The sequence below is a fragment of the Paraburkholderia dilworthii genome, assembly GCF_000472525.1.
Lineage (GTDB): Bacteria > Pseudomonadota > Gammaproteobacteria > Burkholderiales > Burkholderiaceae > Paraburkholderia > Paraburkholderia dilworthii.
The window spans coordinates 1-23,025 of the sequence record NZ_AWZT01000007.1 but is presented as its reverse complement, the minus strand read 5'-3'; the positions used below and the strand labels follow the sequence as shown (position 1 = coordinate 23,025).

Below are 23,025 nucleotides of genomic sequence, written 5' to 3'. Positions count from 1 at the left end.
ATGGCATTGCAACCCAGTCCGCTGCGCATCGCAATGGTGGCCGGCGAGCCATCCGGCGACCTGCTTGCCTCGTCGCTGTTGGATGGCCTTGCGAGCCGCCTGCCTGCCGCCACGCACTTCTACGGGATCGGCGGCCCGCGCATGGTTGCCACGGGTTTCGACGCGCACTGGCCGATGGAAAAGCTGTCCGTGCGCGGCTACGTCGAAGCGCTGCGGCACATTCCCGAAATCCTGCGCATTCGCAACGACCTGAAGCGCCAATTGCTGGCCGAGCCACCCGCGGTGTTCGTTGGTGTAGACGCGCCCGACTTCAACTTCGGGCTCGAACATCCGTTGCGCGAGGCAGGCATTCCGACGATTCACTTCGTTTGCCCGTCGATCTGGGCATGGCGCGGCGGGCGTATCAAGAAGATCGCGAAGGCCGTCGACCACATGTTGTGCGTGTTCCCGTTCGAAACCGCGCTGCTGGAAAAGGCGGGCGTCGCGGCATCGTACGTGGGTCATCCGCTTGCCGACGAAATTCCGCTCGAACCCGACACGCTTGGCGCGCGCCGGGCGCTCGGTCTCTCCGAAAGTGGTCCGATCATCGCGGTGTTGCCGGGCAGCCGCCGCTCGGAGATCGACCTGATTGGGCCGACTTTTTTCGCCGCGATGGAAATGATGCAGCATCAGGAGCCCGGTCTTCGCTTCGTGATGCCGGCGGCGACACCCGCGTTGCGAGAGATGCTGCGCCCCCTGGTCGACTCGCACCCGGGCCTCGCGCTCACTATTACCGACGGCCAGTCGCAACTCGCCATGACCGCCGCCGACGCGATCCTCGTGAAAAGCGGCACCGTTACGCTCGAGGCGGCGCTGCTGAAAAAGCCGATGGTCATCTCGTACAAGGTGCCTTGGCTGACCGGCCAGATCATGCGCCGGCAGGGCTATCTGCCGTATGTCGGTTTGCCGAACATTCTGGCGGGGCGCTTCGTGGTGCCGGAAATTCTCCAGCATTTTGCGACGCCTCAGGCGCTGGCCGAAGCCACACTGAAACAGTTGCGCGATGAGGCCAACCGGCGCACGCTGACGGAAATCTTCACGGAGATGCATCACGTGCTGAAGCAGAACACCGCGCAACGGGCGGCGGAAGTCGTCGCGAGCGTTGTCGAAAAGCGCAAGGCGCGGCCGTGACCGACGAATGCACCGGCGCACGCCTACCACGCCGCAAGACCGCTGCGGGCGCGGTCGCGGCCGGCTCGACTCGTCGGCAGGTCGGCCTGAACTTCGAGACACCGGACGACATCGTCTGCGGCGTCGACGAAGCAGGGCGCGGACCGCTGGCCGGTCCCGTCGTGGCTGCGGCCGTGATTTTCGATCCGTCGAAGCCGATGATTCGCGGTCTCGACGACTCCAAAGCGTTGAGCGCGAAAAAGCGCGACGAACTGTACGACAAGATCGTCGACCGTGCGCTCGCTTATTGCATCGCTTCGGCAACGGTCGAAGAAATCGATTCGCTCAATATCCTGCACGCAACCATGCTTGCGATGAAGCGCGCGGTGGAAGGCCTGTCGGTCGCGCCCACGCTGGTGAAGATCGACGGCAATCGCTGCCCTACACTGAACGTTCGCAGTGAAGCAGTGATCGGCGGCGACGCGCTCGTGAAATGCATTTCGGCTGCGTCGATTCTTGCGAAGGTCACGCGGGACAGAATGCTGCTGGAATTGCACCAGACCTATCCCGTGTACGGTTTCAATGCGCATGCCGGCTACGGCACACCGCAGCATCTCGCGGCGCTGCGCGAGCATGGGCCGTGCGAGCATCACCGGCGCTCGTTCGCGCCTGTGCGTGAGGCGCATGTGCGCTTCGGCACCGGCGTGCCGCTGCCGGCGGGTGAGCTCATCGCTGTGCCGGATATGCTCGCAGACGGCATGTTCGACGATGCGATGCTCGATAGCGACGCGTTCGGCGAACGCAGCGGCGCCTGAGCATCGTGCGGGAGTGGCAGGCGGCGCGATCGCAACCGGTTGCTGCGATTCCATCGAGCATAACGCCTCGCGCCCGCCAGGCGCGCTAACTTTTTCCTGACCCCTCACTGTCTTCGCTGCCTGTGAAAGCCATCACCTCGCGGGACAATCCGCTCTATAAGCGCCTGAAGGCGCTCGCTGGTTCGACGCATCAACAGCGCCGCAGCGGCCATGCGCTGCTGGAAGGCTTCCATCTGGCGAGCGCCTATCTCGACGTCGCCGGCCAGCCGGAAATGTGCATTGTCACCGACGGCGCGCTTCGTCACGATGAAGCCCAGGCGATTGTTTCGCGCATCGACGAACAGCGCATCGTCACGTTGCCGGATGCGCTGTTCGGGCAGTTGTCGAATGTCGTGCACGGCGTCGGGATTCTGCTGCTCGTGGAAAAGCTGGACACGCCGCTGCCGGAAACCGTCGCGCAAACGTGCCTGGTGCTCGACGGCGTGCAGGACGCCGGCAACGTCGGCTCTATTTTGCGCAGCGCGGCCGCGGCCGGCATTGAGCAAGTGTTTTGCGCACCGGGGACGGCGTACGCGTGGTCATCCAAAGTGCTGCGCTCCGGCATGGGCGCGCACTTCCTGCTGCAAATCCACGAAGATGTGGAAGCCCAGACGTTGATCGAACGCCTCGCGGTGCCTGTCGTGATTACGGACTCGCACGGAGCCAAGGCGATCTACGATTGCGACTTGAGCGCAGAGCTCGCATGGGTGTTCGGCAATGAAGGGGCCGGCGTGTCGCAAATCTGGCGCGACGCCGTCTCGTTGCGAGTGACGATTCCGCAGCCGGGCGGCATGGAGTCGCTGAATGTGGCGGCCGCCGCGGCCGTCTGCGTGTTCGAGCAATGCAGGCAGCAGCGCGCGATAAGGCGATAAGGCGATAAGGCGATAAGGCGATAAGGCGATAAGGCAGTGGCGAGGAAGGCGGAACAGTACGCCGAAAGCCGCCTGAAGCTCAGTCATGCGGAACGTGTAGTGACGCGCGACATCGGCGCGGTTGACGTTGCCGCGCATTGAAAAACAGTGCGAAGCGCGAAGCCCTCGCAAAAACGCGCAATCCGCATCTATGCGCGATAAACGCCGCGCCGCAACCACCGCAGCGACGCGCGCGTTTCGAGCTCAATAAGACGGCCGATCCAGTTTGATTTCCTGCAGGATCGTGGTCGCGATTTCTTCGATCGACTTGTGCGTCGACGACAGCCACTTGATCCCTTCGCGGCGCATCATCGCTTCAGCTTCATTGATCTCGTAACGGCAATTCTCGGGCGCGGCGTACTTGCTGCCCGGCCGGCGCTCGTTACGGATCTCCGACAGCCGCTGCGGATCGATCGACAAGCCAAACATTTTCTGCCGATGCGCCAATAGCGGCGTAGGCAGCTTGCCTCGCTCGAAGTCTTCCGGAATCAGCGGATAGTTGGCCGCTTTCACGCCGTACTGCATCGCGAGGTAGAGGCTTGTCGGCGTCTTGCCGCTGCGCGATACACCAACGAGTATCACGTCGGCATCCGCGAGATTGCGGTTCGACTGGCCGTCGTCGTGCGCGAGCGAGAAGTTGATCGCCTCGATCCGGTTCTTGTACTCCTCGGTGTCCGCGTTCTGATGGCCGCGCCCCATTGCGTGGCTCGACTTCAGTTCCAGTTCCTGTTCGAGCGGCTCGACGAAGGTCTGGAACATGTCCAGCACGAGCGCGTTCGAGCCTTTGACGATCTGATTCGACGCGCTATCGACGAGCGTCGTGAAAACGATCGGGCGGCGGCCGTCCTGCTGGATCGCCTCGTTGATCTTTTCGAGCGTGGCATAGGCCTTTTCCGTCGAGTCGACGAAAGGCACACGGACCAGGCGGAATTTCTGGTCGAACTGGGAGAGGATCGAATGCGCGAAGGTTTCGGCAGTGATCCCGGTACCGTCGGAGACGATGAATACGGTGGGCGGCATCAGTGGGGCAGGGAACGTGAGCGGCAAAAAGCGCTCGAATGGAACATCGCTGCATTGACTTCGCTGCGCGGTGGCTGACCGCAGAAGCAGCGGCGTCAAACAGCGCGCCGTGGGCACCGCTACTGCGCCAGCTCGCGCCGGGAGGCTCTTTCGAGATACCGAAAGAGCCGTGCAGGCGGCTCGGGCGCGGTTCGAGGCGCAATTCTCGTCCGACAGTCACATTTCGAGAGTCGGCACGGTAGAATAGCGGCAACCTGTTGGATAAGCAATTGCAGGCGATTGGTGTCTAACTTACTGCGAACGGTCGTTCAACGCTACGCTATCAGGCGTTAAAGCGAACACAAAGCGGTGGATCAATCGCTAAGTCCGGGCATTCGCGTTCTTCGTCGCCTTCCTGGGCGCGCGCAATGCGCAATGCGCAACCGCATAAGCGCCCCAAGCGATTGCTTCTCCAACAGGTTGTGCAAGACGCGAGATCACGCTTCCAATGAGCGTCTCGCGTTCGAGCCCACTTGCACAGCCGTGAATTTCTTTCACACTTAGGGGCTTGTATGACTAACGCAGTTACCGTCGCAAAGGATAAGGCGTATGTAGTTCCGTTCGAGCAGTTGCGAATGACCGATGTGGAGATTGTCGGCGGCAAGAACGCGTCGCTTGGCGAGATGATCAGTCAGCTCGCCGAAGCCGGCGTGCGCGTGCCGACCGGTTTCGCCACGACGGCACTGGCTTTCCGCGACTTCTTGCATCACAACAACCTGACCGAACGCATCGCCAAACGTCTGGAGACGTTCGACGTCGACGATGTGAAGGCGCTTGCCGAAGCGGGCAAGGAGATCCGTCAATGGATCATCGACGCGCCGCTGCAGCCCCAGCTCGAGGCTGATATCCGCGCAGGTTTCGACACCTTGCAAAACAGCTCGCCTGAAGAGCTGTCGTTTGCCGTGCGTTCGTCGGCAACGGCGGAAGACTTGCCGGACGCATCGTTCGCGGGTCAGCAGGAAAGCTATCTCAACGTGGTCGGCGTCGAAGACGTGCTCGATCGCATGAAGCACGTGTTCGCGTCGCTGTACAACGACCGCGCTATTTCCTATCGCGTCCACAAGGGCTTCACGCATGCTGAAGTCGCGTTGTCGGCGGGCGTGCAGCGCATGGTGCGCTCCGATGTCGGCGCGGCCGGCGTGATGTTTACGCTCGACACGGAATCTGGCTTCAAGGACGCGGTTTTCATCACGTCGAGCTACGGTCTCGGCGAAACCGTCGTGCAAGGCGCAGTGAATCCGGACGAGTTCTACGTCTACAAGACCACGCTCGCGCAAGGCAAATATCCGATCATCCGCCGTTCCATCGGCTCGAAGCTGATCAAGATGGAATTCACGAAGGCGGGCGAAGAAGGCCGCGTGAAAACTGTCGACGTGCCGCATGAACAGCGCAACCGCTTCTCGATCACCGACGAAGACGTGATCGAGCTCGCGAAATACGCGGTCATCATCGAAAAGCACTACGAGCGTCCGATGGATATCGAGTGGGGCAAAGACGGCCGCGACGGCAAGATCTTCATCCTCCAGGCGCGTCCCGAAACGGTGAAGAGCCAGGCTACCGGTAAGGCAGAGCAGCGCTTCAAGCTGAAGGGCCAATCGAACGTGCTGACCACTGGTCGCGCAATCGGCCAGAAGATCGGCGCGGGTCCGGTGCGCGTAATCCACGATCCGTCGGAAATGGACCGTGTGCAGCCGGGCGACGTGCTGGTTGCCGACATGACCGACCCGAACTGGGAACCGGTGATGAAACGCGCTTCGGCCATCGTCACGAACCGGGGCGGGCGCACCTGCCACGCGGCGATCATCGCGCGTGAGCTGGGCGTGCCGGCAGTGGTAGGTTGCGGCGACGCAACCGACGTCCTGAAGGACGGCGCGCTCGTGACCGTCTCGTGCGCGGAAGGCGACGAAGGCAAGATCTACGACGGCCTGCTCGAAACCGAGATCACCGAAGTGCAGCGCGGCGAGCTGCCGCCGATTCCGGTGAAGATCATGATGAACGTCGGCAATCCGCAACTGGCTTTCGACTTCTCGCAACTGCCGAATGCGGGCGTCGGTCTGGCGCGCCTCGAGTTCATCATCAACAACAATATCGGCGTTCATCCGAAGGCGATTCTCGAATATCCGAACGTCGATCAGGATCTGAAGAAGGCCGTGGAAAGCGTCGCGCGCGGTCACGCGTCGCCGCGCGCGTTCTACGTCGACAAGCTGACCGAAGGTATCGCGACGATCGCTGCGGCGTTTTATCCGAAGCCCGTGATCGTGCGTCTGTCGGACTTCAAGTCGAACGAGTACAAGAAGCTGATCGGCGGTTCGCGTTATGAGCCGGACGAAGAGAACCCGATGCTGGGTTTCCGCGGCGCATCTCGCTACATCGCCGAAGATTTCGCCGAAGCGTTCCAGATGGAATGCATCGCGCTGAAGAAGGTGCGTGAAGAGATGGGCCTCGACAACGTCGAGATCATGGTGCCGTTCGTGCGTACGCTGAAGCAGGCGGAGCGCGTGGTCGGGCTGCTCGAGAAGTTCGGCCTGAAGCGCGGCGAGAATGGCCTGCGCCTCATCATGATGTGCGAAGTGCCGTCGAACGCGATTCTCGCTGAGGAGTTCCTGCAATTCTTCGACGGTTTCTCGATCGGTTCGAACGACCTCACGCAGCTTACGCTCGGCCTCGACCGCGACTCCGGCATGGAACTGCTCGCTGTCGATTTCGACGAACGCGACCCGGCGGTCAAGTTCATGCTCAAGCGCGCGATCGAAACCTGCCTGCGTCTGAACAAGTACGTCGGCATTTGCGGGCAGGGTCCGTCGGATCATCCCGACTTCGCTCAATGGCTGACGGATGAAGGCATCAAGTCGATCTCGTTGAACCCCGACACGATCATCGAGACGTGGCAGCAGTTGGCGAAATCGTCGACGAAGTAAGCGCGGTGCGTGCCGCGTCCCAAGCGGCACGCATAACGAAAGGTGCGGCATATCAAAGGCGCGTTGAAGGTACGCGTTAGCCGCGTCTTCGATGCCGGTAATCCGCATCCGCTTCGTGCTATAAACACCCCGGTAGATCCGGGGTGTTTTGCTTTGTGGAGGTCGACGTGGCGCCAGGTGGTTTGTTCTGGTGGATCGGGGCGGGTGTGCTCATCGTGCTGGAATTGCTCAGCGGCACTTTCTATCTGCTGATGATCGCGCTCGGATGCGTCGCCGCGGCCGTGGCGCATATCGCGGGCGCTGCCGCCGACGTGCAGTTCGCCGTCGCGGCGATTGTCGCCCTCGCGGCGGTGCTGCTGCTCAGGCGTTCCGGGTTCGGCCGCAGGATACGCAAGGAGGCGTCCAGGAATCCAGACGTCAATCTCGACATTGGACAGACGCTGAGTGTGCCGACGTGGCACGAGCGACGAGCGCGCGTGAACTATCGCGGCGCGGAGTGGGACGTCGAACTCGCGCCTGGCGAGCCGGAAGATGCGCAGACCTACGAGATCACGGAGTTGCGCGGCAGTTGCCTTGTCGTCGCCGCGAGGCAGCCCACGGCGTCGAATACTGCGCGTCTTTGAGGTTGCCAGGCGTCGCGCAAGTTAATTAAACCAACTAAAGGCTTTGGAGGTTAGATATGGATTCGACCATCATCGGGGCGGTGTTCCTGGTCATCGTCATCGTGCTGGCTGCGCAGACCATCAAGATCGTGCCGCAGCAGCATGCGTGGGTGCTCGAGCGGCTTGGCCGCTATCACCGCACGCTGACGCCGGGCTTGAGCTTCGTGTTTCCGTTTGTCGACCGGATCGCGTACAAGCACATTCTCAAGGAGATTCCACTCGAAGTGCCGAGTCAGGTCTGTATCACGCGCGACAACACGCAGTTGCAGGTGGACGGCGTGCTGTACTTCCAGGTTACCGATCCGATGAAGGCGTCGTATGGATCGAGCAATTTCGTGTTCGCGATCACGCAGTTGTCGCAGACCACGCTGCGCTCGGTGATCGGCAGACTGGAACTCGACAAGACTTTCGAGGAGCGTGACTTCATCAATCACAGCATCGTGTCGTCGCTCGACGAAGCCGCGGCGAACTGGGGCGTCAAGGTATTGCGCTACGAGATCAAGGATTTGACGCCGCCCAAGGAAATTCTTCACGCGATGCAGGCGCAGATTACCGCCGAGCGCGAAAAGCGCGCGTTGATTGCAGCGTCCGAAGGGCGCAAGCAGGAGCAGATCAATATCGCGTCGGGCGGCCGCGAAGCGGCGATCCAGAAGTCTGAAGGCGAGCGGCAGGCGGCGATCAACCAGGCGCAAGGTCAGGCCGCGGCGATTCTCGCCGTTGCCGACGCAAATTCGCAGGCCATTCAGAAGGTTGCCGCTGCGATCCAGTCGCACGGCGGCATGGAGGCGGTGAACCTGAAGGTGGCCGAACAATACGTGAACGCGTTCGGTAATCTGGCAAAGCAGGGCACCACGTTGATCGTGCCTGGCAATCTGTCCGATATGAGTTCGATGATCGCATCGGCGCTCGCCATCGTGAATAAAGGCAAGGGCGTGCTGGACGCGCGCTGAGCGCGTCGGCGGCCCGCGCTGTACGGCGCCCGGCGCTGACTGAGCCGAGCGAGTCGGCTCAGTCGGATGAGTCGGCTGAGTCGGCCGTGAAAGCCCTCCGGAAGGGCGCTCGCAGAAAAAGAATGGCCCGCATCAGTGCGGGCCATTTTCGTTGGGTCTGGCGAAGAAAGACGCGGCGTCTTCGGGCGAAGTGCAGCATATCCGCGCGACACTTTTTTCGCGTCGCCTGAAGCGAACGACGCAGATGGTGTGCGGCCCTCAGCCCGGCGAGCGCATCAAACGCGCCTTTTCGCGCTCCCAATCGCGCTTTTTCTCGGTTTCGCGCTTGTCATGCTGCTTCTTGCCCTTCGCGAGACCGATCTCGCATTTGACGCGGCCGCCCTTGTAGTGGAAGTTTAGCGGCACGAGCGTATAGCCGCGCTGCTCGACTTTGCCGATCAGTTTGCTGATTTCCTCGCTGTGCAAAAGGAGCTTGCGCGTGCGGACCGGGTCGGGGTTGATGTGGGTCGAAGCTTCGGGCAGCGGGCTGATGTGCGTGCCGATCAGGAACAGTTCGCCGTTTTTGATCACGACGTAACCTTCCTTGATCTGGCCGCGCCCGGCGCGAAGGGCCTTGACCTCCCATCCTTCGAGCACGAGCCCTGCTTCGTAGCGTTCTTCGACTGAGTAGTCGTAGAACGCTTTTCTGTTGTCGATGATGCTCATGAATGGAAAGTGCCCAACTCGTTTAAAATCACGATTTTAGCAAAGCGGGGCAAGGAAAGCCCGCGGCGCTCGTCCACCCTTGCCACGCGCTGTTCAATTTATGGCAGATGTCCAGAAAACCGTGTTGATCCGCCATTCGGCGGAACAGATGTTCGACCTCGTCACCGACGTCGCCGATTACCCGAACTTCCTGCCCTGGTGCGGGGGCGTCGAGATCCGTCGTCGCGACGAAACCGGCATGGAGGCGAAGATCGACATCAACTTCAAGGGTATCAAGCAGCACTTTGCCACGCGCAACAGCATGGAGCGGCCCACCCGTATCGACATGGAGTTCGCTGACGGCCCGTTTCGCAAGTTCACCGGCTTCTGGCGCTTCACGCCGTTGCGTGCGGACGCCTGCAAGATCGAATTCGCGCTGCACTATGAATTCACCAACATCATTCTCGAGAAGATCATTGGGCCGGTGTTCAATCACATCGCCAATACATTCGTCGAATCGTTCGTGAAGCGCGCCGATCAGCGCTACGGCAAGGCATGAGCGAACGTCTGTCGGTGCAGGTCTGCTACGCGCTCGCCAACGAGCAGGCGTTGATTGCCGTCGAACTGCCGCCAGGCGCCACACTCAAGCAGGCGATCGAGGCGAGCGGCATTTTGCAGCGTTACCCTCAGATCGATCTCGACACGCAGAAGGTCGGCGTGTTCGGCAAGCTCAAGTCACTCGACACCGTGCTTGCCGATCATGATCGCGTCGAAATCTACCGGCCGCTGCTCGTAGACCCGAAAGTGTCGCGCCAACGCCGCGTCGAAAAAACCCGCAAGGCGGGATCGATCGAAGGGCGCCGCTGGCAGAACAGGGACTCGCGCTAGGCGCCGGTTGTTGTGCGCGCCACCTCAAGGTGCCGAACTCTGCGCCTTTTTGCCAATCGGCGCAGCGCCTCCAGAATCGTCGTGCGCATGTTGGCGCACCGACCAGCACACGCCCGCCACCAGCAGCAGAACCGCGGCCAGTTCCAGCGGCCGCGGCAGGCGCTCGTCGTAAATGAACGCGTAGAGCAGCGCAAACAGCGTTTCAAACACGATCAGTTGACCGGAGAGGGTGAGCGGCAGCCGCTTCGACGCCGCGTTCCACAGCCCATTGCCGAGCCACGACGCGCCGATCGCGAGACCTAGATTGAGCGTCCAGAAGCTCTGCCAGCGGCCCTGTGCAAGTTCGCCTTGCGGGCCGCCCGGCGGCAGCGCGGCGATCGCAAGCCAGAGCGCGGCGCCGAGCATACCCGTCACCACACCCCACAGCACCGACCACTCGTTGCTGCTAAAACGCGTCTGCCGTTGCAGGTAGCGGGCGTTTTCGACCGCGAACCAGGTCCAGCAGCCGAGCGCGCCGACGGCGCATGCGAGCCCGAGCAGTTTCGTGAGAACGCTGACCGGCGTGCCGTCGGCGACCGTGAATACGTCGATGTTGATACAGGCGATGCCTGCCATCACCGTCGCGAGCGGCCAAGCGAGGCGGGCGAGCGGCACCGCGCCGTGGTCGCCGCGCCCCATGAGCGTCACGGTGACGGGCAGCACGCCGACGATCAGCGACGCCGGCGCGATGCCGACGAGGTGGACAGCGGCCGTCAGCAGCAGGTAATACAGCAGATTGCCGGCCAGCGCGAGCTTGACGAGCGCGACCACGTCTTCGCGAGTCAGACGCGTGACGAGCGAGCGCGCCATCGGCAGCGCCGCCGCCAGCGAGACGACGCCGTACATCGTGTAGCGGCCGGCGGACAGCAGCAGCGGCGAAAAGTCCGGCAGCACCCGCGGGACCAGAAAAACCATGCCCCACAAGGCTCCAGCTATAACTCCATATGCGACACCGCGCTGCATCGACTGCTCCTGCAAGAAAACCGGAATGGTCCGCAGATTAACCGGTGGGCGGCGAGCGCGTCTTGTTTGATTCTGCATTCGGGGCGACCAAACGAAACGCGATCGAACCCGAGGCGAAAGGCGAAGCGAAATCGCGGGCGCAAAGCCACGAAAAAAAGCGCTTGAAATTCGCTAAGCTGCTGTTCGCGCAGTGAAAAGCGGGGAGGTATCGCGTATAATTCGCTTTTGCGCCTATAGGATTTGCCATGCGTCTGATCCAAACAGCACTCACGTTCGATGACGTGCTCCTCGTCCCGGCCTTCTCCGATGTTCTGCCGCGCGACACCAGCCTCAAGACCCGGCTGACCCGCAATATTTCCCTGAATATGCCGCTCGTGTCCGCCGCAATGGACACCGTCACCGAAGCCCGCCTCGCCATTGCAATGGCGCAAATGGGCGGCGTCGGCATCATCCACAAGAATCTGACGGCAGCCGAGCAGGCGCGTGAAGTTGCGAAGGTCAAGCGCTTCGAGTCGGGCGTCGTGCGCGATCCGATCACGGTGCCGCCGCAAATGAAGGTGCGCGACGTCATCGCGCTGTCGCAACAGCATGGCATTTCCGGTTTTCCGGTGGTGGAAGGCGCGCAGCTCATCGGTATCGTGACCAATCGCGACCTGCGCTTCGAAGAGCGTCTGGACGAGCCAGTGCGCAACATCATGACGCCGCGCGAGCGGCTCGTGACCGTCAAGGAAGGCACGTCGCTCGCCGAGGCCAAGGCGCTGATGCATAGCCACCGTCTGGAGCGCGTGCTCGTCATCAACGACGCATTCGAACTGCGCGGCCTGATGACGGTGAAAGACATCACCAAGCAGACCGAGCACCCGGACGCCTGTAAAGACGAGCACGGCAAGCTGCGCGCGGGCGCCGCGGTCGGCGTCGGCGCGGACAACGAAGAGCGCGTCGAACTGCTGGTGCAGGCGGGCGTAGACGTGATCGTCGTCGATACCGCGCACGGCCATAGCAAGGGCGTGCTCGAGCGCGTGCGCTGGGTCAAGCAGAACTTCCCGCACGTCGAGGTGATCGGCGGCAACATCGCTACCGCCGCGGCGGCCAAGGCGCTCGTCGAATACGGCGCAGACGGCGTGAAGGTCGGCATCGGCCCGGGCTCGATCTGCACCACGCGGATCGTCGCCGGCGTCGGCGTGCCGCAGGTCACCGCGATCTCGAACGTGTCCGAAGCGCTGAAGGGCACGGGCGTGCCGGTCATCGCAGATGGCGGCGTGCGCTTTTCGGGCGACGTCAGCAAGGCGCTGGCAGCGGGCGCGAATGCCGTGATGATGGGCAGCATGTTCGCCGGCACCGAAGAAGCGCCGGGCGACGTGTTCCTGTATCAAGGCCGCCAGTACAAGTCCTACCGCGGCATGGGCTCGGTCGGCGCAATGAAGGACGGCGCAGCGGACCGCTATTTCCAGGACAATTCGGCGAATATCGACAAGCTGGTGCCGGAAGGCATCGAAGGCCGCGTCGCCTACAAGGGCTCGGTCAACGCAATCCTGTTCCAGCTGATCGGCGGCGTGCGCGCGAGCATGGGCTACTGCGGTTGCCGCACGATTGCCGAAATGAACGACAAGGCCGAGTTCGTGCAGATCACGGGCGCGGGCTTGCGCGAGTCGCACGTGCACGACGTGCAGATCACCAAGGAAGCGCCCAACTATCACGTGGACTAAACGCCAATGAAGCCATTGCTGCGCGCTGTACTCATCGTCGATGCGTTGTTGCTGCTCGCGTTCGGTCTGCTGTTCCTGCTGACGCCGTGGACTTCGTTGTACAACGCGCTGCTTCTCGTGCAAACGCAGCCGGCGCTGGTCGGCCAGGCGTTTGGCGTTGCATTGATCGGGCTCGCGTGGCTCGCGTTGCATGCGTCGATCGACGGCGCGTTGACGTCGTCGGTTGCAAGGGTTGTCGGCCACGTGAACTGGTTGACCGGCGTGCTGATGCTGGTCTGGCTGCTCGGTCTGCATACGCCGGCGCTGACCGGCTTCGGGCAGATCGTCGCGGTGCTCACCGGCGTGGTGCTGCTGGTGTTGGGTCTGGGCGGCGTACGTTTGTCGGGCGCGGTGCGGCGGCGCGAAAGATTGCGCGTCGCTGAAGCCGCTGCCGCCGAGCGTGCCGAAAAGCAGGCCGCGAAAGACGCCACGAAAAACGCTGCAAACAGGGCAGCGAGCGAGACGGCAAGCAGCACGGACAGCCGGCGCGAGCCCGTTGTTCCGGTCACGGCGGGCTTTCCGGTGTATCACGCGGAGCCGGTCGTCGAGCCTGCTATGCCGGCTGCTGCCGCTGCTGCCGCTGCTCCCGCTGCTCCCGCTGTGCCTGCGACTGCGGCAGCGCGGCCGGTGGCGTCGGCATCTTCCGCGCCGTTGCATCCCGCAGCCGATGAGCCGGGCCTGAACGCATCAGAACGCGCCGCACGGGCTGAAGCCGCCGCCGCTCGCGACGAAGCCCGCAATGCCGCGGCCGATGCGCCCAATGCGCCCCGGCCACCGTTTCATGGCTGACACACTGCGCACCACTGCATCCGTCGAAGCTCCCGCAATCCGTACGCGCGCGCCGCACGCAGGTTTCCGCGAGCGTGTGTGGCTGAGAGCAAACTGGCTTCACATTCGCGTTTCGCCATCGCATTTGCTAGTCCGCGTGTCCACGTGAACCGCTTTGAATTCAACGCCGCGCTTCATGCGCGGCATTCCGTATCCGCTCACTTTTGACTCCGTCCGCTGCCATGCACGACAAGATCCTGATCCTCGACTTCGGTTCGCAAGTCACCCAACTGATTGCACGTCGCGTTCGCGAAGCCAACGTGTATTCGGAAATCCATCCGTATGACGTCGACGCTTCGTTCATCCGCGACTTCGCGCCGAAGGGCGTGATTCTGTCGGGCGGCCCGAGTTCGGTCACCGAAACCGACACGCCGCGTGTGCCGCAAGCGGTGTTCGAGCTCGGCGTGCCGGTGCTCGGGATCTGCTACGGCATGCAGGCGATGGCCGAGCAACTGGGCGGCAAGGTCGACATCGGCCATCTGCGCGAGTTCGGTTATGCCGAAGTGCGCGCGCGCAACCATACGAGCCTGCTCGAAGGCATCAGCGACTTCACCACGCCGGAAGGTCACGGCATGTTGAAGGTGTGGATGAGCCACGGCGACAAGGTGCTTGAAATGCCGCCGGGCTTCGCGTTGATGGCATCGACGGAATCGTGCCCGATTGCGGCGATGGCCGACGAGAAACGCCGCTTCTACGGCCTGCAATGGCATCCGGAAGTTACGCACACCGTGCAAGGCCGGGCGATGCTCGAACGCTTCGTGCTGCAGATTTGCAGCGCGCGGCCCGACTGGGAAATGGGCCACTATATCGACGAAGCCGTCGAGAAGATTCGCGAGCAGGTCGGCGGCGAGCATGTGATTCTCGGCTTGTCGGGCGGCGTGGATTCGTCGGTGGCGGCGGCGCTCTTGCATCGCGCGATCGGTGATCAGCTCACTTGCGTGTTCGTCGATCATGGCCTCTTGCGCCTGAACGAAGCCGAGCAGGTCATGGCAACGTTCGCCGATCACCTTGGCGTCAAGGTGATTCACGTCGACGCGAGCGACGTGTTTCTGCGCAAGCTGGAAGGCGTGACCGATCCGGAAGCGAAGCGCAAGATCATCGGCGCGGAATTCGTCGAGGTGTTCCAGGCGGAAGCCGGCAAGCTGACCGATGCAAAGTGGCTCGCGCAGGGCACGATCTATCCGGACGTGATCGAATCCGCGGGCAAGGGCAAGAAGGCCACGCAGACCATCAAGAGCCACCACAACGTGGGCGGCCTGCCTGAGACGCTGAACCTCAAGCTGCTCGAACCGCTGCGCGAACTGTTCAAGGACGAAGTGCGCGAACTCGGCGTGAAGCTCGGTTTGCCGCCGGCGATGGTGTACCGCCATCCGTTCCCGGGCCCGGGTCTAGGCGTGCGCATTCTCGGCGAAGTGAGGCGCGATTTCGCAGATCTGCTGCGTCGCGCGGACGCGATTTTCATCGAGACGCTGCGCACGTTCATCGACAAGGAAACCGGCAAGTCGTGGTACGACCTCACGAGCCAGGCATTCGCGGTGTTTCTGCCGGTGAAGAGCGTCGGCGTGATGGGCGACGGCCGCACTTACGAATACGTGGTCGCGCTGCGTGCCGTGCAGACGCTGGACTTCATGACCGCGCATTGGGCGCATCTGCCGCATGAACTGTTGGGGCATGTGTCGAACCGGATCATCAACGAAGTGCGCGGGATCAACCGGGTTGTGTATGACATTTCGGGGAAGCCGCCGGCGACGATCGAGTGGGAGTAGGGGGTAAAAATTCATAATAAATCAAAGACTTGCGATGATTTAGGTAAAGGTTTCCTTGTTGGCCGTTTCGTTGTAAGCCATTGATGTAAAGGAAAAAGTTTTGAAGATTCCAGAGGCAGTCGAGCCGTTGTGTGCCGCAAAATGACGGTATGGTGGACGGTATGCGCCGAATGCATGATTGCGACTCGATAATTTACCGGCAGCGCGATTCGGCCGCGACGGTAAAATTCTTTCCAAAAAGCTAGGCGTGGTGCGCGTTTGCGGGCACATCGAGGGCTCGTGGTTGGTGACGGTAAAAGGTGTACCAACCACGAGAACGAGAAACGATGCTCACCGAATTTGCACTCCGCAACCTTAAGCCCCGCACAGCCCCGTACAAGATCGCCGACCGCGACGGCATGTACGTCGCAGTATCTCCGGCGGGCACGGTTTCCTTCGATACGACTACCGCATTAACGGGCGGCGAGAAACGCTGACCATCGGCCGCTATGGTTGTGGGGGCATCTCGCTGGCGTTGGCACGGGAAAGCTGCTCGACGCCCGTCGTGTGGTCCGTGAAGGCACGTCGCCGGCCTTGTAGAAACAGCGGGAAAAGCAGCGGCAAGCTGTCGCGAAGACCTTTGTTGAATGGGCCGACAGTTGGCTCGAGGGAGGCAGAACGGCGGACACGACGCGATCTGTACGCAAGGGCATCGTTGTGCGCGACATCCTGCCGGCCTTCAGGGGAAGGCTGCTTTGTGAGGTCACAGCAGATGATCTGCGTGCGCTCTGCATGCGGGTAAAGGAGGGGGGTGCGCCGGCTACCGCAATACCACAAACGAAAAGCGGAGAACGCGGAATAGAACAGGCGGATGATATCGCCGTTCGTCGTCAATTCAAGAGCGGCGCCGTACGACGCCGCATTTCCGCACGCGGCCAGTTCCGGCCAGGCGACCGGCGAAGGAGTCGGACATTCGAAGGTCCGCTATCAGACCGAGCGCCTCGAGCGTCGAGGCCATGTGCAGACCGCCGACATCCAACGGACGCAGTCCGAGACTCTCGATGAAGGTCGAGACGCGCGCCTTGGCCTCCGCGTCGTCGGCTGCGATGAACGCGTCGAGGCGTCCGTTCTTGGCAAGTACGTGGCCAAAGACGGCGTTGAACGCCTTTACGACGTGTGCGGTGGCGGGAAGACCCTTGGCGATCTCCTGCGCGCCGGAACTGCCGTGCGGGGTGACGAGGCCGGAAAGGTCCGGGGCGACCGGATTGGTGATGTCGATGATCACCTTGCCGTCGAGCGCGTCTCCGTAATCGGCCACTACCGCCGCCGCACTGCCGTACGGCACGGCGAGGATGACGATATCGCCCGTCGGCGCGGTGGCGTAAGTCCCCGTGATCGCTCCCGCTGAGAGCTTATCGGCCAGCGCCCGTGCTTTGGCTGGGTCGCGGCTCAGGATCTCGACGGTATGTCCTGCCTTGGCGATACGGGCGGCGGCCGCCGTGGCCATGTCTCCTGCGCCAATGATGCTAATAGTGCTCATGTCAAATATCCTTCTGAGTTGGGGTATGCCTGTGATCTCTACGAGGCTTTCGCCCAAAATGTTTTCCGTGTGCGCCGAGCCACTCGCGTCACCCTCCTACCGCTCCGGGAGGATAGTGTCCTGGTCGGGCTCGGCGCGATGCGGGAGTCCTGCCGTCCGCTTAGCTCAGCTGGCAGGGAAGTAGTGGCCATTGTCCATATCGGCAAACAGGCCGGGCTGCGTTGGTGTCCAGCCGAGCGTCTGGCGCGTGATGGCATTCGACGCCGGGACCGCACACCTTTTTCGGCGAGGCCGATTACAGTGGTTTCCACGATGTTACGAACCCGCAGGGTGTTCTTGTATGGATCGCCGCCGGAAAGAGGAGGATCCTCCTCGGTGGCCGGCCGACCCAGATTTTCCCAGCCGGGTGAGCCGATGCTTCCCGATGAGACCAGCGGCTTTCCGGTTCCGGCCAGCGCCTCGCCGTATGCGAGCATGATCTGAAGCTCCGCATCGGCCACGGCGTTGATCCCGCCGACCGGCATCAGGTCTTGCCGGTGTGCGACATGGATGACACCGTCGGAGGCGGCGGCAGCTTCTTTAAGACCGTCAAGATCTTCGAGGCTACCGAGACGCGCCTTCGCACCGAGTGCGGACACCGCAGCCGCCGCCTTGTCTGAACGAGCCAAGGCGGTGACCTCATGGCCGGCGGCGATGAGGTCGGAGATGATGTATGGACCGGAATGGCCGGTCCCGCCAGTGACGAATACGTGCATGTTAGGGCTCCTGTGCTTGCAAAAAACAAGTAAACGACGGAATTTACTTGCGATATGCAAGTGATGTTAATATCTAGCTATGAAGACGACATCTAAAGAAGACGTTCGGTCCCATTGCGCAGTGAACTACGGCGTGGAGATCTTCGGCGACCGGTGGTCGCTCTTGATCATTCGCGACATCGTTTTTGTCGGCAAGAAGACGTATGGCGAGTTCCTGAAATCGGAGGAGGGAATCGCAACCAATGTCCTTGCTTCCCGCCTTGCGTTTCTTGAAGAGCAAGGAATTCTCTCGAGGGCACCCAGCCCCGACGACAGGCGGAAGGACTTTTATACGCTGACCGAGAAGGGCCTGGACCTCATTCCCGTCGTGCTTAACATAGTCCTTTGGAGCGCGAAGCACGATTCGTAGTCGTACGTGCGGCGCTGCAAGGAGTTCGTTGCTCGATTAAATCGAAACCCCATGCAGGTGAGCGAAGAGGTGAAGGCGCTGATCCGCAATGGCGGATGTATGTTTCCTGGGAGCAAGGAATGAGCAAGACGGCAAGCGCGCCCTCTCACGTCGCACGAACGATATGCACACACCACCGGCTACGAGGTGCAGCAAATAACGGGGCCGATGTCCGAAACGGTCCTGGAAGCCGCCATTAATGTTTCACCAATCCTAGCGGCTGCTCAAGGTCCGCGTGCTGCCGATCACTGCATCGCACGGCCTCGGCGTGCGCATGCGGCTTGCATGAGGCAGTCCCCGGCCATCAAGCGTCGTTCACCCCTCCCCTTGGACAGACGTTCAGACGTCGGCTCCGCACTGCAACCGGTCCCTGAACTTTCACGACCTTTAACAGTTTCACATTGATTTCCTGGACGCATCAGGTGAGGCGGCCACACAAACAGCGGCCGCAACTGCACAGACAATAAGGCGCAAAACGCAGAGACATCGGCAGGCGTACGCAGGGGCCAACAGCTATTCTTCAGACGCTGCGACCATTGCATTTGCGCTCGACTCTGCTGATCATCGGCGGCCCTTCGGTATGCATGCGGAAAAGGGGGTGTATGTCACGTCCCAAACTACCTCAGTCTGCGCGACGCGCACTGCGACGTCAGCAATCCAACGCAGGCTTCTTGCTGGCCATCTGCATTTCGCTGACTGGGCTTTCCCTGACACCCGTGACGCTCGCGGCTGGCCTCCTTCCACGAGGCGGCACATACGTGACCGGCACCGGCACGATAGCAAGCCAGGGCAACGGCCTCGTGATTACCCAACCGGGCGCGACGCGCGGAGTGATCGAGTGGAACAGCTTTTCGATCGGTAAAACCAACAGCGTGACCTTCAACAACGGCTCGGGCGCGACGCTGAACCGGGTGACGGGTGGTTCACCCTCTGCCATCCTCGGCAGCCTCGGTGCGACGGGCAGTCTGTACGTGATCAATCCGCAGGGCATCGTCGTCGGGCCATCGGGCACTATTACAACCAGCGGTCGTTTCGTCGCGTCAACGCTCGACATCTGCAACGACGCGTTCATGCAGGGTAGCGGCTCGCTGACGCTGTCGGGCAGCTCGAACGCAGCGGTGATCAATCTTGGCAAGATCAGTTCGAGCGGCGACGACGTGTTTCTGATTGCGCGACACGCAGTCATCAACGCCGGTACCGTGGCAGCGCCCAATGGCACGGCGGAACTGGCCGCGGGCGAACAGATGCTACTGCAGGACTCGGCCGGCAGCAGGCAGGTATTCGTGCAGACGGGCAGTCAGGGCACGGTCGTCAACAAGGGGGGAATAACCGCCGCGCAGATCAGTCTGCAGGCCGCGGACGGGAACGTCTATGCGTTGGCGGGCAAGCATAACGTGATCCGCGCGACCGGCACTGCGACGCGCGACGGACACGTCTGGCTGGTTGCCGACAGCGGGACCGTCACCCAGTCTGGTGCCATCCGCGCCACCAATGCCGACGGTCAAGGCGGCACGGTCGACACGACCGCGCAAAACGTATCGTTCGGTAACGGCGACAGAAACGGCTACCTTCACAAGCCGTTCGTCACGGCGGCTCTGTGGAACATTTCCGCCGCGACTTTCACAGTCAACGACGCCGCTTCCGGTGCAATGTCGCGCAGCCTGAATGCCGGCACTTCAATCGATCTGGCGACTACCGGCGCTCACGGTAGTAGCGGCGATCTGAGCGTCGCGTCGAATATCCATTGGCAAGGCCCGGCATCGCTGACGCTGGCCGCTTATCACAGCCTCACAATTGCCCCGAATACGACCCTCAGCAACAGCGGCGGTGGCAACCTGACGTTGAACGGCGATGCATTGGCGCTCGACAACGGCGGCAGCGTGACCAATCTTGGGACCGTCGACTGGTCCAAAAGCACAGGCATCGTGACGGCGCTCTACGATATGAGCGCATACGGCGGGAGCTTTACGCCGGGCACATTCCTCAGTAACGCCGCATGGTCGGTCCCGCCAGATAGCGGCCTCGTCACGCAGATTACAGCTTATCGGCTTGTCAATTCGCTGACCGATCTTCAAAGCGTATCGGCTGATCTTGCGGGCAACTATGCGATCGGCAAGGACATCGACGCGAGCGCCAGCACGAACAGCGGGTTCGTCCCCTTGGGCAATTACAGCACGCCGTTTTCGGGGCAGTTCGACGGGCGAGGGCACCAGATCCAGTCGCTCAGGCTCGCGCAGTCCGTGGACGGGGGCGTTAGCCAGCCGCCCTTTACGTTGCAGGCAGAAGGCCTATTCGGTTGGATCGGCAGCGCTGGCGTCGTGCGCAACATCACAGTGAATGGCTCAATCAACTCATATGGCACATATGGCGGCTTCGGCATCCTTGCTGGAGTGAATGAAGGGACCATCGTGCGCGGTGCCAGTTCAGGTTCGATCAGCCTGGTCGGTAGCGCTTACGATGCATCGTCCGGCGGACTGGTGGGAATGAACCTCGGCACGGTCGCGCGCTCGTCAAGCAGCGTCGGCGTTTATGCAGAAGGCTTGCCCGGGGGACTCGTCGGCGATAACGAACTCGGCGGCGTCATCGAGCAGTCGTATGCGAGCGGCGCAGTTACTGCTGTCGCCCACACGGTTGGCGGCGGTGGTCTTGCCGGCGGCAATGAAGGGACGATCACGCAGTCGTATGCGACTGGAGCCGTGACGTTCCAGCCCGACTATTGCGGCGGAACCTCCTACGCTTGCCTCTCAGGGGGCGCAGGGCTTGTCGCATCCAACTCCGGGAAGATCACTCAGTCGTTCGCGACGGGCCAGGTCACGCAGGTGGGCCTGCCCGGTCAGGTTCCCCCGTCAATCGGTATCGCGTTTTCGAACACAGGCACGATTGGTAGCGACGTCTATTGGAACAAGGACACCACCGGGGCGAACATCGGGGTGTATTCCGGTACGGCCATGCCCGCCGCGAATGGGCTTACGAGTGCGCCGATGAGCATGCCGTCGTCCTTCGTCGGTTATGACTTTGAACCGAACGGCGTATGGTCGATGCCCGCAGGTGCAACGCACCCGGTGCTAAGCTGGCAGCTCGCACCTTGACAAGCGGTGATTGCCATTCTGGGAGCGACGTTTACCGGAACGTCCAGCCGACGGGGCCAACCATCGAGCGGTGGCAATCTGCCTGCGTCGAACGGGTTCACTACCGCCCAGATGAGCGACCCGACGAGTTTTGCTGGGTGGGACTTCGGTCCGAACGGCGTGTGGGTGACGCTGCCCGATGCCACCCACCGTTCTCGCCTGGCAGGTCGCCCCGCACTGAACGATGGTCTCCGAACCGACGGCTTTATAGGCGTCTACCGAGTGGCACGACGTGGTAGCGTCGTTTCTCCAAGATTTGCGTTGCCGTGGTCGTTGTTTCGTCCGGACGACGTTCACCGATCCTGCCCACCTTACGACGTAAAGCCATCGTGCTGTCCGTACACATAGCCTGAAATCGCGAAAATTCGTCGATGGAACAGTCCGTCCGTCCGCTTGTCAATTGCGACGACCGATGTACACCGGAAACCGCCATTGGGTCGGTAAATGCGCGAACGGCCGAGCCGGGTCGGGTACAGCCGACGACGTCGGGCAGTTGACCGGCCAGGAAGTGTCATTCGTGGGCACCTTTGACCTGACATTCGGATGTCGCTTCCCAACATCAAGTGGCCGCTCGCGAGGCCCGGGTCACCGGACGGGCTGAGCCGTCCGCCGCGTAGAGGCAAGGCGAAAGCTTGCCTGAAGACGCAAAACGCGCCGCGTGCAACGCGTGGTCTGGACGACTACACTCGACGTGTGACCAGCTTTTGCGACGCCCCCTCCGTCCCGGCGGCTTCCGGCTCGCCCCCCCTGCGATGATGGCCCGTATCGTCGCTGCCCTGCTGTTGCTCGCCGCGTTGTGTGGCGTCGTAATCGCGTGGCTCGTTTATGAACGGCGCATCAGCGTGCCTGAGCGCGACAATCCATTCCTGCCACTCGATGTCCGTGCCGTACCCGGCCTGCTCACTCCGTGGAAATTCTGGCAGGCGACGCACGACCCGTCACGCTGTATGGCGGCGCTGGAGACCTCCGGCCTGACATTCACGCCCGTCGCGGATCGGACCTCATCGCAAGGATGCGATGTGACGCATGCGGTGCGCGTCGAGAGATTCGCGGACGCGAGCGTCAACCGCGCGTTTTTGGCGACGTGCCCCCTGGCGCTCGCCCTTGCGATGAGCGAGCGCCACGCGTGGCAACCCGCAGCGCTATCGCTCTATGGTCAACGCATCAGGCGCATGGACCAAGTCGGCAGCTATGCGTGCCGCAACGTCAATCACGCCGCGGACGGGCGCTTAAGCGAACACGCCAATGCCAACGCCATCGATGTGGAAGCTTTCGAGCTCGCCGACGGCTCGCGCATCACGATCGCTCGGGACTGGCATCCGGATTCGCGTGCGGGCCGATTGCTCGCGCGCATCCACGCAGGCGCGTGCGCCTACTTTCATGCTGTGCTAGGCCCTGACTACAACGAGCTCCATCGAACGCACTTCCACCTGGACATGGGGCCGTATCGCGCGTGTCAGTAGATGCGTTCATCCAAGGTTGGGAATCATACGCCTTCAGGCAGAAGGTCCGCTGGTCTGGGCGCGAGCTAGGGCAGACGGAGACGGCCCAGAGTGTGTCAAAACGGCTGGCGACTGGGAATTGACGAAACCTGTCTCGGCGCAGGTCACGGCTTTTCGATTGCGGCAACCCAAACGTCAAATCACGGTCGAACACATCGCAAAGGGTCAACAACCCCGTACGGGCATCACGCCCTCATCGCCTTCATAACCGCTTCTGAACCGAGTAGCTTGATCGCCCGCTTCATGTTGTACGCCAG

General features: G+C 62.0%; 20 protein-coding genes and 1 pseudogene. 16 read left to right on the top strand and 5 right to left on the bottom strand.

Translation table 11 applies throughout. The annotated features are described in order from the left end of the window. The 3 genes from lpxB to F759_RS0108725 all read left to right on the top strand — a co-directional run bounded on the left by lpxB (position 1) and on the right by F759_RS0108725 (position 2,875). A complete protein-coding gene (gene lpxB, locus F759_RS0108735) occupies positions 1-1,170 on the top strand; it encodes a lipid-A-disaccharide synthase (RefSeq protein ID WP_027799510.1) in 1,170 nt (389 codons plus the stop codon). Continuing rightward, a complete protein-coding gene (gene rnhB / locus F759_RS0108730) occupies positions 1,167-1,964 on the top strand; it encodes a ribonuclease HII (protein ID WP_027799509.1) in 798 nt (265 codons plus the stop codon). Before lpxB ends, rnhB begins: the two co-directional genes overlap by 4 nt. Before the next feature lie 122 nt (positions 1,965-2,086). After that, complete coding sequence (locus tag F759_RS0108725; protein ID WP_027799508.1) at positions 2,087-2,875, top strand: TrmH family RNA methyltransferase; 789 nt, start codon at positions 2,087-2,089, stop codon at positions 2,873-2,875. Between the two features lie 243 nt (positions 2,876-3,118). On the opposite strand, the gene ppsR is transcribed toward F759_RS0108725, so the two are convergent. Continuing rightward, positions 3,119-3,934: a posphoenolpyruvate synthetase regulatory kinase/phosphorylase PpsR gene (gene ppsR, locus F759_RS0108715; RefSeq protein WP_013338896.1), complete on the bottom strand. Its 816-nt coding sequence runs from the start codon at positions 3,932-3,934 to the stop codon at positions 3,119-3,121. Positions 3,935-4,485: 551 nt separating this feature from the next. Between ppsR and ppsA the strand changes: the two genes are divergently transcribed. From ppsA to F759_RS0108700, 3 genes are all read left to right on the top strand, one after another. Further along, the gene (gene ppsA, locus F759_RS0108710) at positions 4,486-6,891 is read left to right on the top strand and encodes a phosphoenolpyruvate synthase (protein ID WP_027799507.1); all 2,406 of its coding nucleotides are present in this window, start codon (positions 4,486-4,488) and stop codon (positions 6,889-6,891) included. A 167-nt stretch (positions 6,892-7,058) separates the two neighbouring features. Continuing rightward, positions 7,059-7,514, top strand: coding sequence for an NfeD family protein (locus F759_RS0108705; protein ID WP_027799506.1), 456 nt, complete (start codon positions 7,059-7,061; stop codon positions 7,512-7,514). A 56-nt stretch (positions 7,515-7,570) separates the two neighbouring features. Further along, positions 7,571-8,503: an SPFH domain-containing protein gene (locus F759_RS0108700; RefSeq protein WP_027799505.1), complete on the top strand. Its 933-nt coding sequence runs from the start codon at positions 7,571-7,573 to the stop codon at positions 8,501-8,503. Positions 8,504-8,761: 258 nt separating this feature from the next. On the opposite strand, the gene smpB is transcribed toward F759_RS0108700, so the two are convergent. Then, entirely contained in the window at positions 8,762-9,208 is a 447-nt protein-coding gene (smpB, locus tag F759_RS0108695) for an SsrA-binding protein SmpB (RefSeq protein WP_027799504.1), read from the bottom strand. A 100-nt stretch (positions 9,209-9,308) separates the two neighbouring features. On the opposite strand from smpB, the gene F759_RS0108690 reads away from it, so the two are divergent. Continuing rightward, positions 9,309-9,746 (top strand): type II toxin-antitoxin system RatA family toxin, encoded by a 438-nt coding sequence (locus F759_RS0108690; RefSeq protein WP_012433427.1) that lies wholly within the window; start codon positions 9,309-9,311, stop codon positions 9,744-9,746. After that, the gene (locus F759_RS0108685; RefSeq protein ID WP_027799503.1) at positions 9,743-10,075 is read left to right on the top strand and encodes an RnfH family protein; all 333 of its coding nucleotides are present in this window, start codon (positions 9,743-9,745) and stop codon (positions 10,073-10,075) included. The genes F759_RS0108690 and F759_RS0108685 overlap by 4 nt, the downstream gene beginning before the upstream one ends. A gap of 24 nt (positions 10,076-10,099) precedes the next feature. Here F759_RS0108685 and F759_RS0108680 read toward each other — a convergent pair whose 3' ends face one another. Further along, positions 10,100-11,077 (bottom strand): DMT family transporter, encoded by a 978-nt coding sequence (locus F759_RS0108680; RefSeq protein WP_027799502.1) that lies wholly within the window; start codon positions 11,075-11,077, stop codon positions 10,100-10,102. 44 nt (positions 11,078-11,121) lie between these two features. On the opposite strand from F759_RS0108680, the gene F759_RS42845 reads away from it, so the two are divergent. From F759_RS42845 to F759_RS44005, 5 genes and pseudogenes are all read left to right on the top strand, one after another. Further along, entirely contained in the window at positions 11,122-11,271 is a 150-nt protein-coding gene (locus tag F759_RS42845; RefSeq protein ID WP_154670910.1) for a hypothetical protein, read from the top strand. Positions 11,272-11,322: 51 nt separating this feature from the next. Next, positions 11,323-12,783, top strand: coding sequence for an IMP dehydrogenase (guaB, locus tag F759_RS0108670; protein WP_020065652.1), 1,461 nt, complete (start codon positions 11,323-11,325; stop codon positions 12,781-12,783). 6 nt (positions 12,784-12,789) lie between these two features. Further along, positions 12,790-13,611, top strand: a complete 822-nt coding sequence (locus tag F759_RS0108665) for a hypothetical protein (RefSeq protein WP_027799501.1) — start codon at positions 12,790-12,792, stop codon at positions 13,609-13,611. Between the two features lie 221 nt (positions 13,612-13,832). Beyond that, positions 13,833-15,416, top strand: coding sequence for a glutamine-hydrolyzing GMP synthase (guaA, locus tag F759_RS0108655; protein WP_027799500.1), 1,584 nt, complete (start codon positions 13,833-13,835; stop codon positions 15,414-15,416). 326 nt (positions 15,417-15,742) lie between these two features. Then, positions 15,743-16,226, top strand: a pseudogene (locus tag F759_RS44005) (tyrosine-type recombinase/integrase); the annotation flags it as partial. A gap of 64 nt (positions 16,227-16,290) precedes the next feature. On the opposite strand, the gene F759_RS37470 reads toward F759_RS44005, so the two are convergent. Together F759_RS37470 and F759_RS37465 are read right to left on the bottom strand one after the other, a co-directional pair. Further along, positions 16,291-16,935, bottom strand: coding sequence for an NADPH-dependent F420 reductase (locus tag F759_RS37470; RefSeq protein WP_051377190.1), 645 nt, complete (start codon positions 16,933-16,935; stop codon positions 16,291-16,293). Between the two features lie 38 nt (positions 16,936-16,973). Next, positions 16,974-17,690 (bottom strand): NAD(P)H-binding protein, encoded by a 717-nt coding sequence (locus F759_RS37465; RefSeq protein ID WP_407668526.1) that lies wholly within the window; start codon positions 17,688-17,690, stop codon positions 16,974-16,976. Positions 17,691-17,811: 121 nt separating this feature from the next. On the opposite strand from F759_RS37465, the gene F759_RS44000 reads away from it, so the two are divergent. The 3 genes from F759_RS44000 (at position 17,812) to F759_RS0108625 (ending at position 22,729) form a co-directional block, all read left to right on the top strand. Continuing rightward, positions 17,812-18,099 carry a winged helix-turn-helix transcriptional regulator gene (locus F759_RS44000; protein WP_244438804.1) on the top strand — a complete coding sequence of 96 codons (288 nt, stop codon included), beginning with the start codon at positions 17,812-17,814 and terminating at the stop codon, positions 18,097-18,099. A gap of 641 nt (positions 18,100-18,740) precedes the next feature. Next, a complete protein-coding gene (locus tag F759_RS0108630; protein ID WP_027799499.1) occupies positions 18,741-21,227 on the top strand; it encodes a two-partner secretion domain-containing protein in 2,487 nt (828 codons plus the stop codon). 791 nt (positions 21,228-22,018) lie between these two features. Continuing rightward, a complete protein-coding gene (locus F759_RS0108625; RefSeq protein ID WP_051377188.1) occupies positions 22,019-22,729 on the top strand; it encodes an extensin-like domain-containing protein in 711 nt (236 codons plus the stop codon). The last annotated feature ends 296 nt before the right edge of the window (positions 22,730-23,025 follow it).

Bases quoted from the DNA above. Each gene is read 5' to 3' on its own strand.
- lpxB (WP_027799510.1), top strand. From the start codon at position 1: ATGGCATTGCAACCCAGTCCGCTGCGCATCGCAATGGTGGCCGGCGAG.
- ppsR (WP_013338896.1), bottom strand. From the start codon at position 3,934: ATGCCGCCCACCGTATTCATCGTCTCCGACGGTACCGGGATCACTGCC.
- ppsA (WP_027799507.1), top strand. From the start codon at position 4,486: ATGACTAACGCAGTTACCGTCGCAAAGGATAAGGCGTATGTAGTTCCG.
- F759_RS0108700 (WP_027799505.1), top strand. From the start codon at position 7,571: ATGGATTCGACCATCATCGGGGCGGTGTTCCTGGTCATCGTCATCGTG.
- smpB (WP_027799504.1), bottom strand. From the start codon at position 9,208: ATGAGCATCATCGACAACAGAAAAGCGTTCTACGACTACTCAGTCGAA.
- F759_RS0108690 (WP_012433427.1), top strand. From the start codon at position 9,309: ATGGCAGATGTCCAGAAAACCGTGTTGATCCGCCATTCGGCGGAACAG.
- F759_RS0108685 (WP_027799503.1), top strand. From the start codon at position 9,743: ATGAGCGAACGTCTGTCGGTGCAGGTCTGCTACGCGCTCGCCAACGAG.
- F759_RS0108680 (WP_027799502.1), bottom strand. From the start codon at position 11,077: ATGCAGCGCGGTGTCGCATATGGAGTTATAGCTGGAGCCTTGTGGGGC.
- guaB (WP_020065652.1), top strand. From the start codon at position 11,323: ATGCGTCTGATCCAAACAGCACTCACGTTCGATGACGTGCTCCTCGTC.
- F759_RS0108665 (WP_027799501.1), top strand. From the start codon at position 12,790: ATGAAGCCATTGCTGCGCGCTGTACTCATCGTCGATGCGTTGTTGCTG.
- guaA (WP_027799500.1), top strand. From the start codon at position 13,833: ATGCACGACAAGATCCTGATCCTCGACTTCGGTTCGCAAGTCACCCAA.
- F759_RS37470 (WP_051377190.1), bottom strand. From the start codon at position 16,935: ATGAGCACTATTAGCATCATTGGCGCAGGAGACATGGCCACGGCGGCC.
- F759_RS37465 (WP_407668526.1), bottom strand. From the start codon at position 17,690: ATGCACGTATTCGTCACTGGCGGGACCGGCCATTCCGGTCCATACATC.
- F759_RS0108630 (WP_027799499.1), top strand. From the start codon at position 18,741: ATGTCACGTCCCAAACTACCTCAGTCTGCGCGACGCGCACTGCGACGT.
- F759_RS0108625 (WP_051377188.1), top strand. From the start codon at position 22,019: ATGATGGCCCGTATCGTCGCTGCCCTGCTGTTGCTCGCCGCGTTGTGT.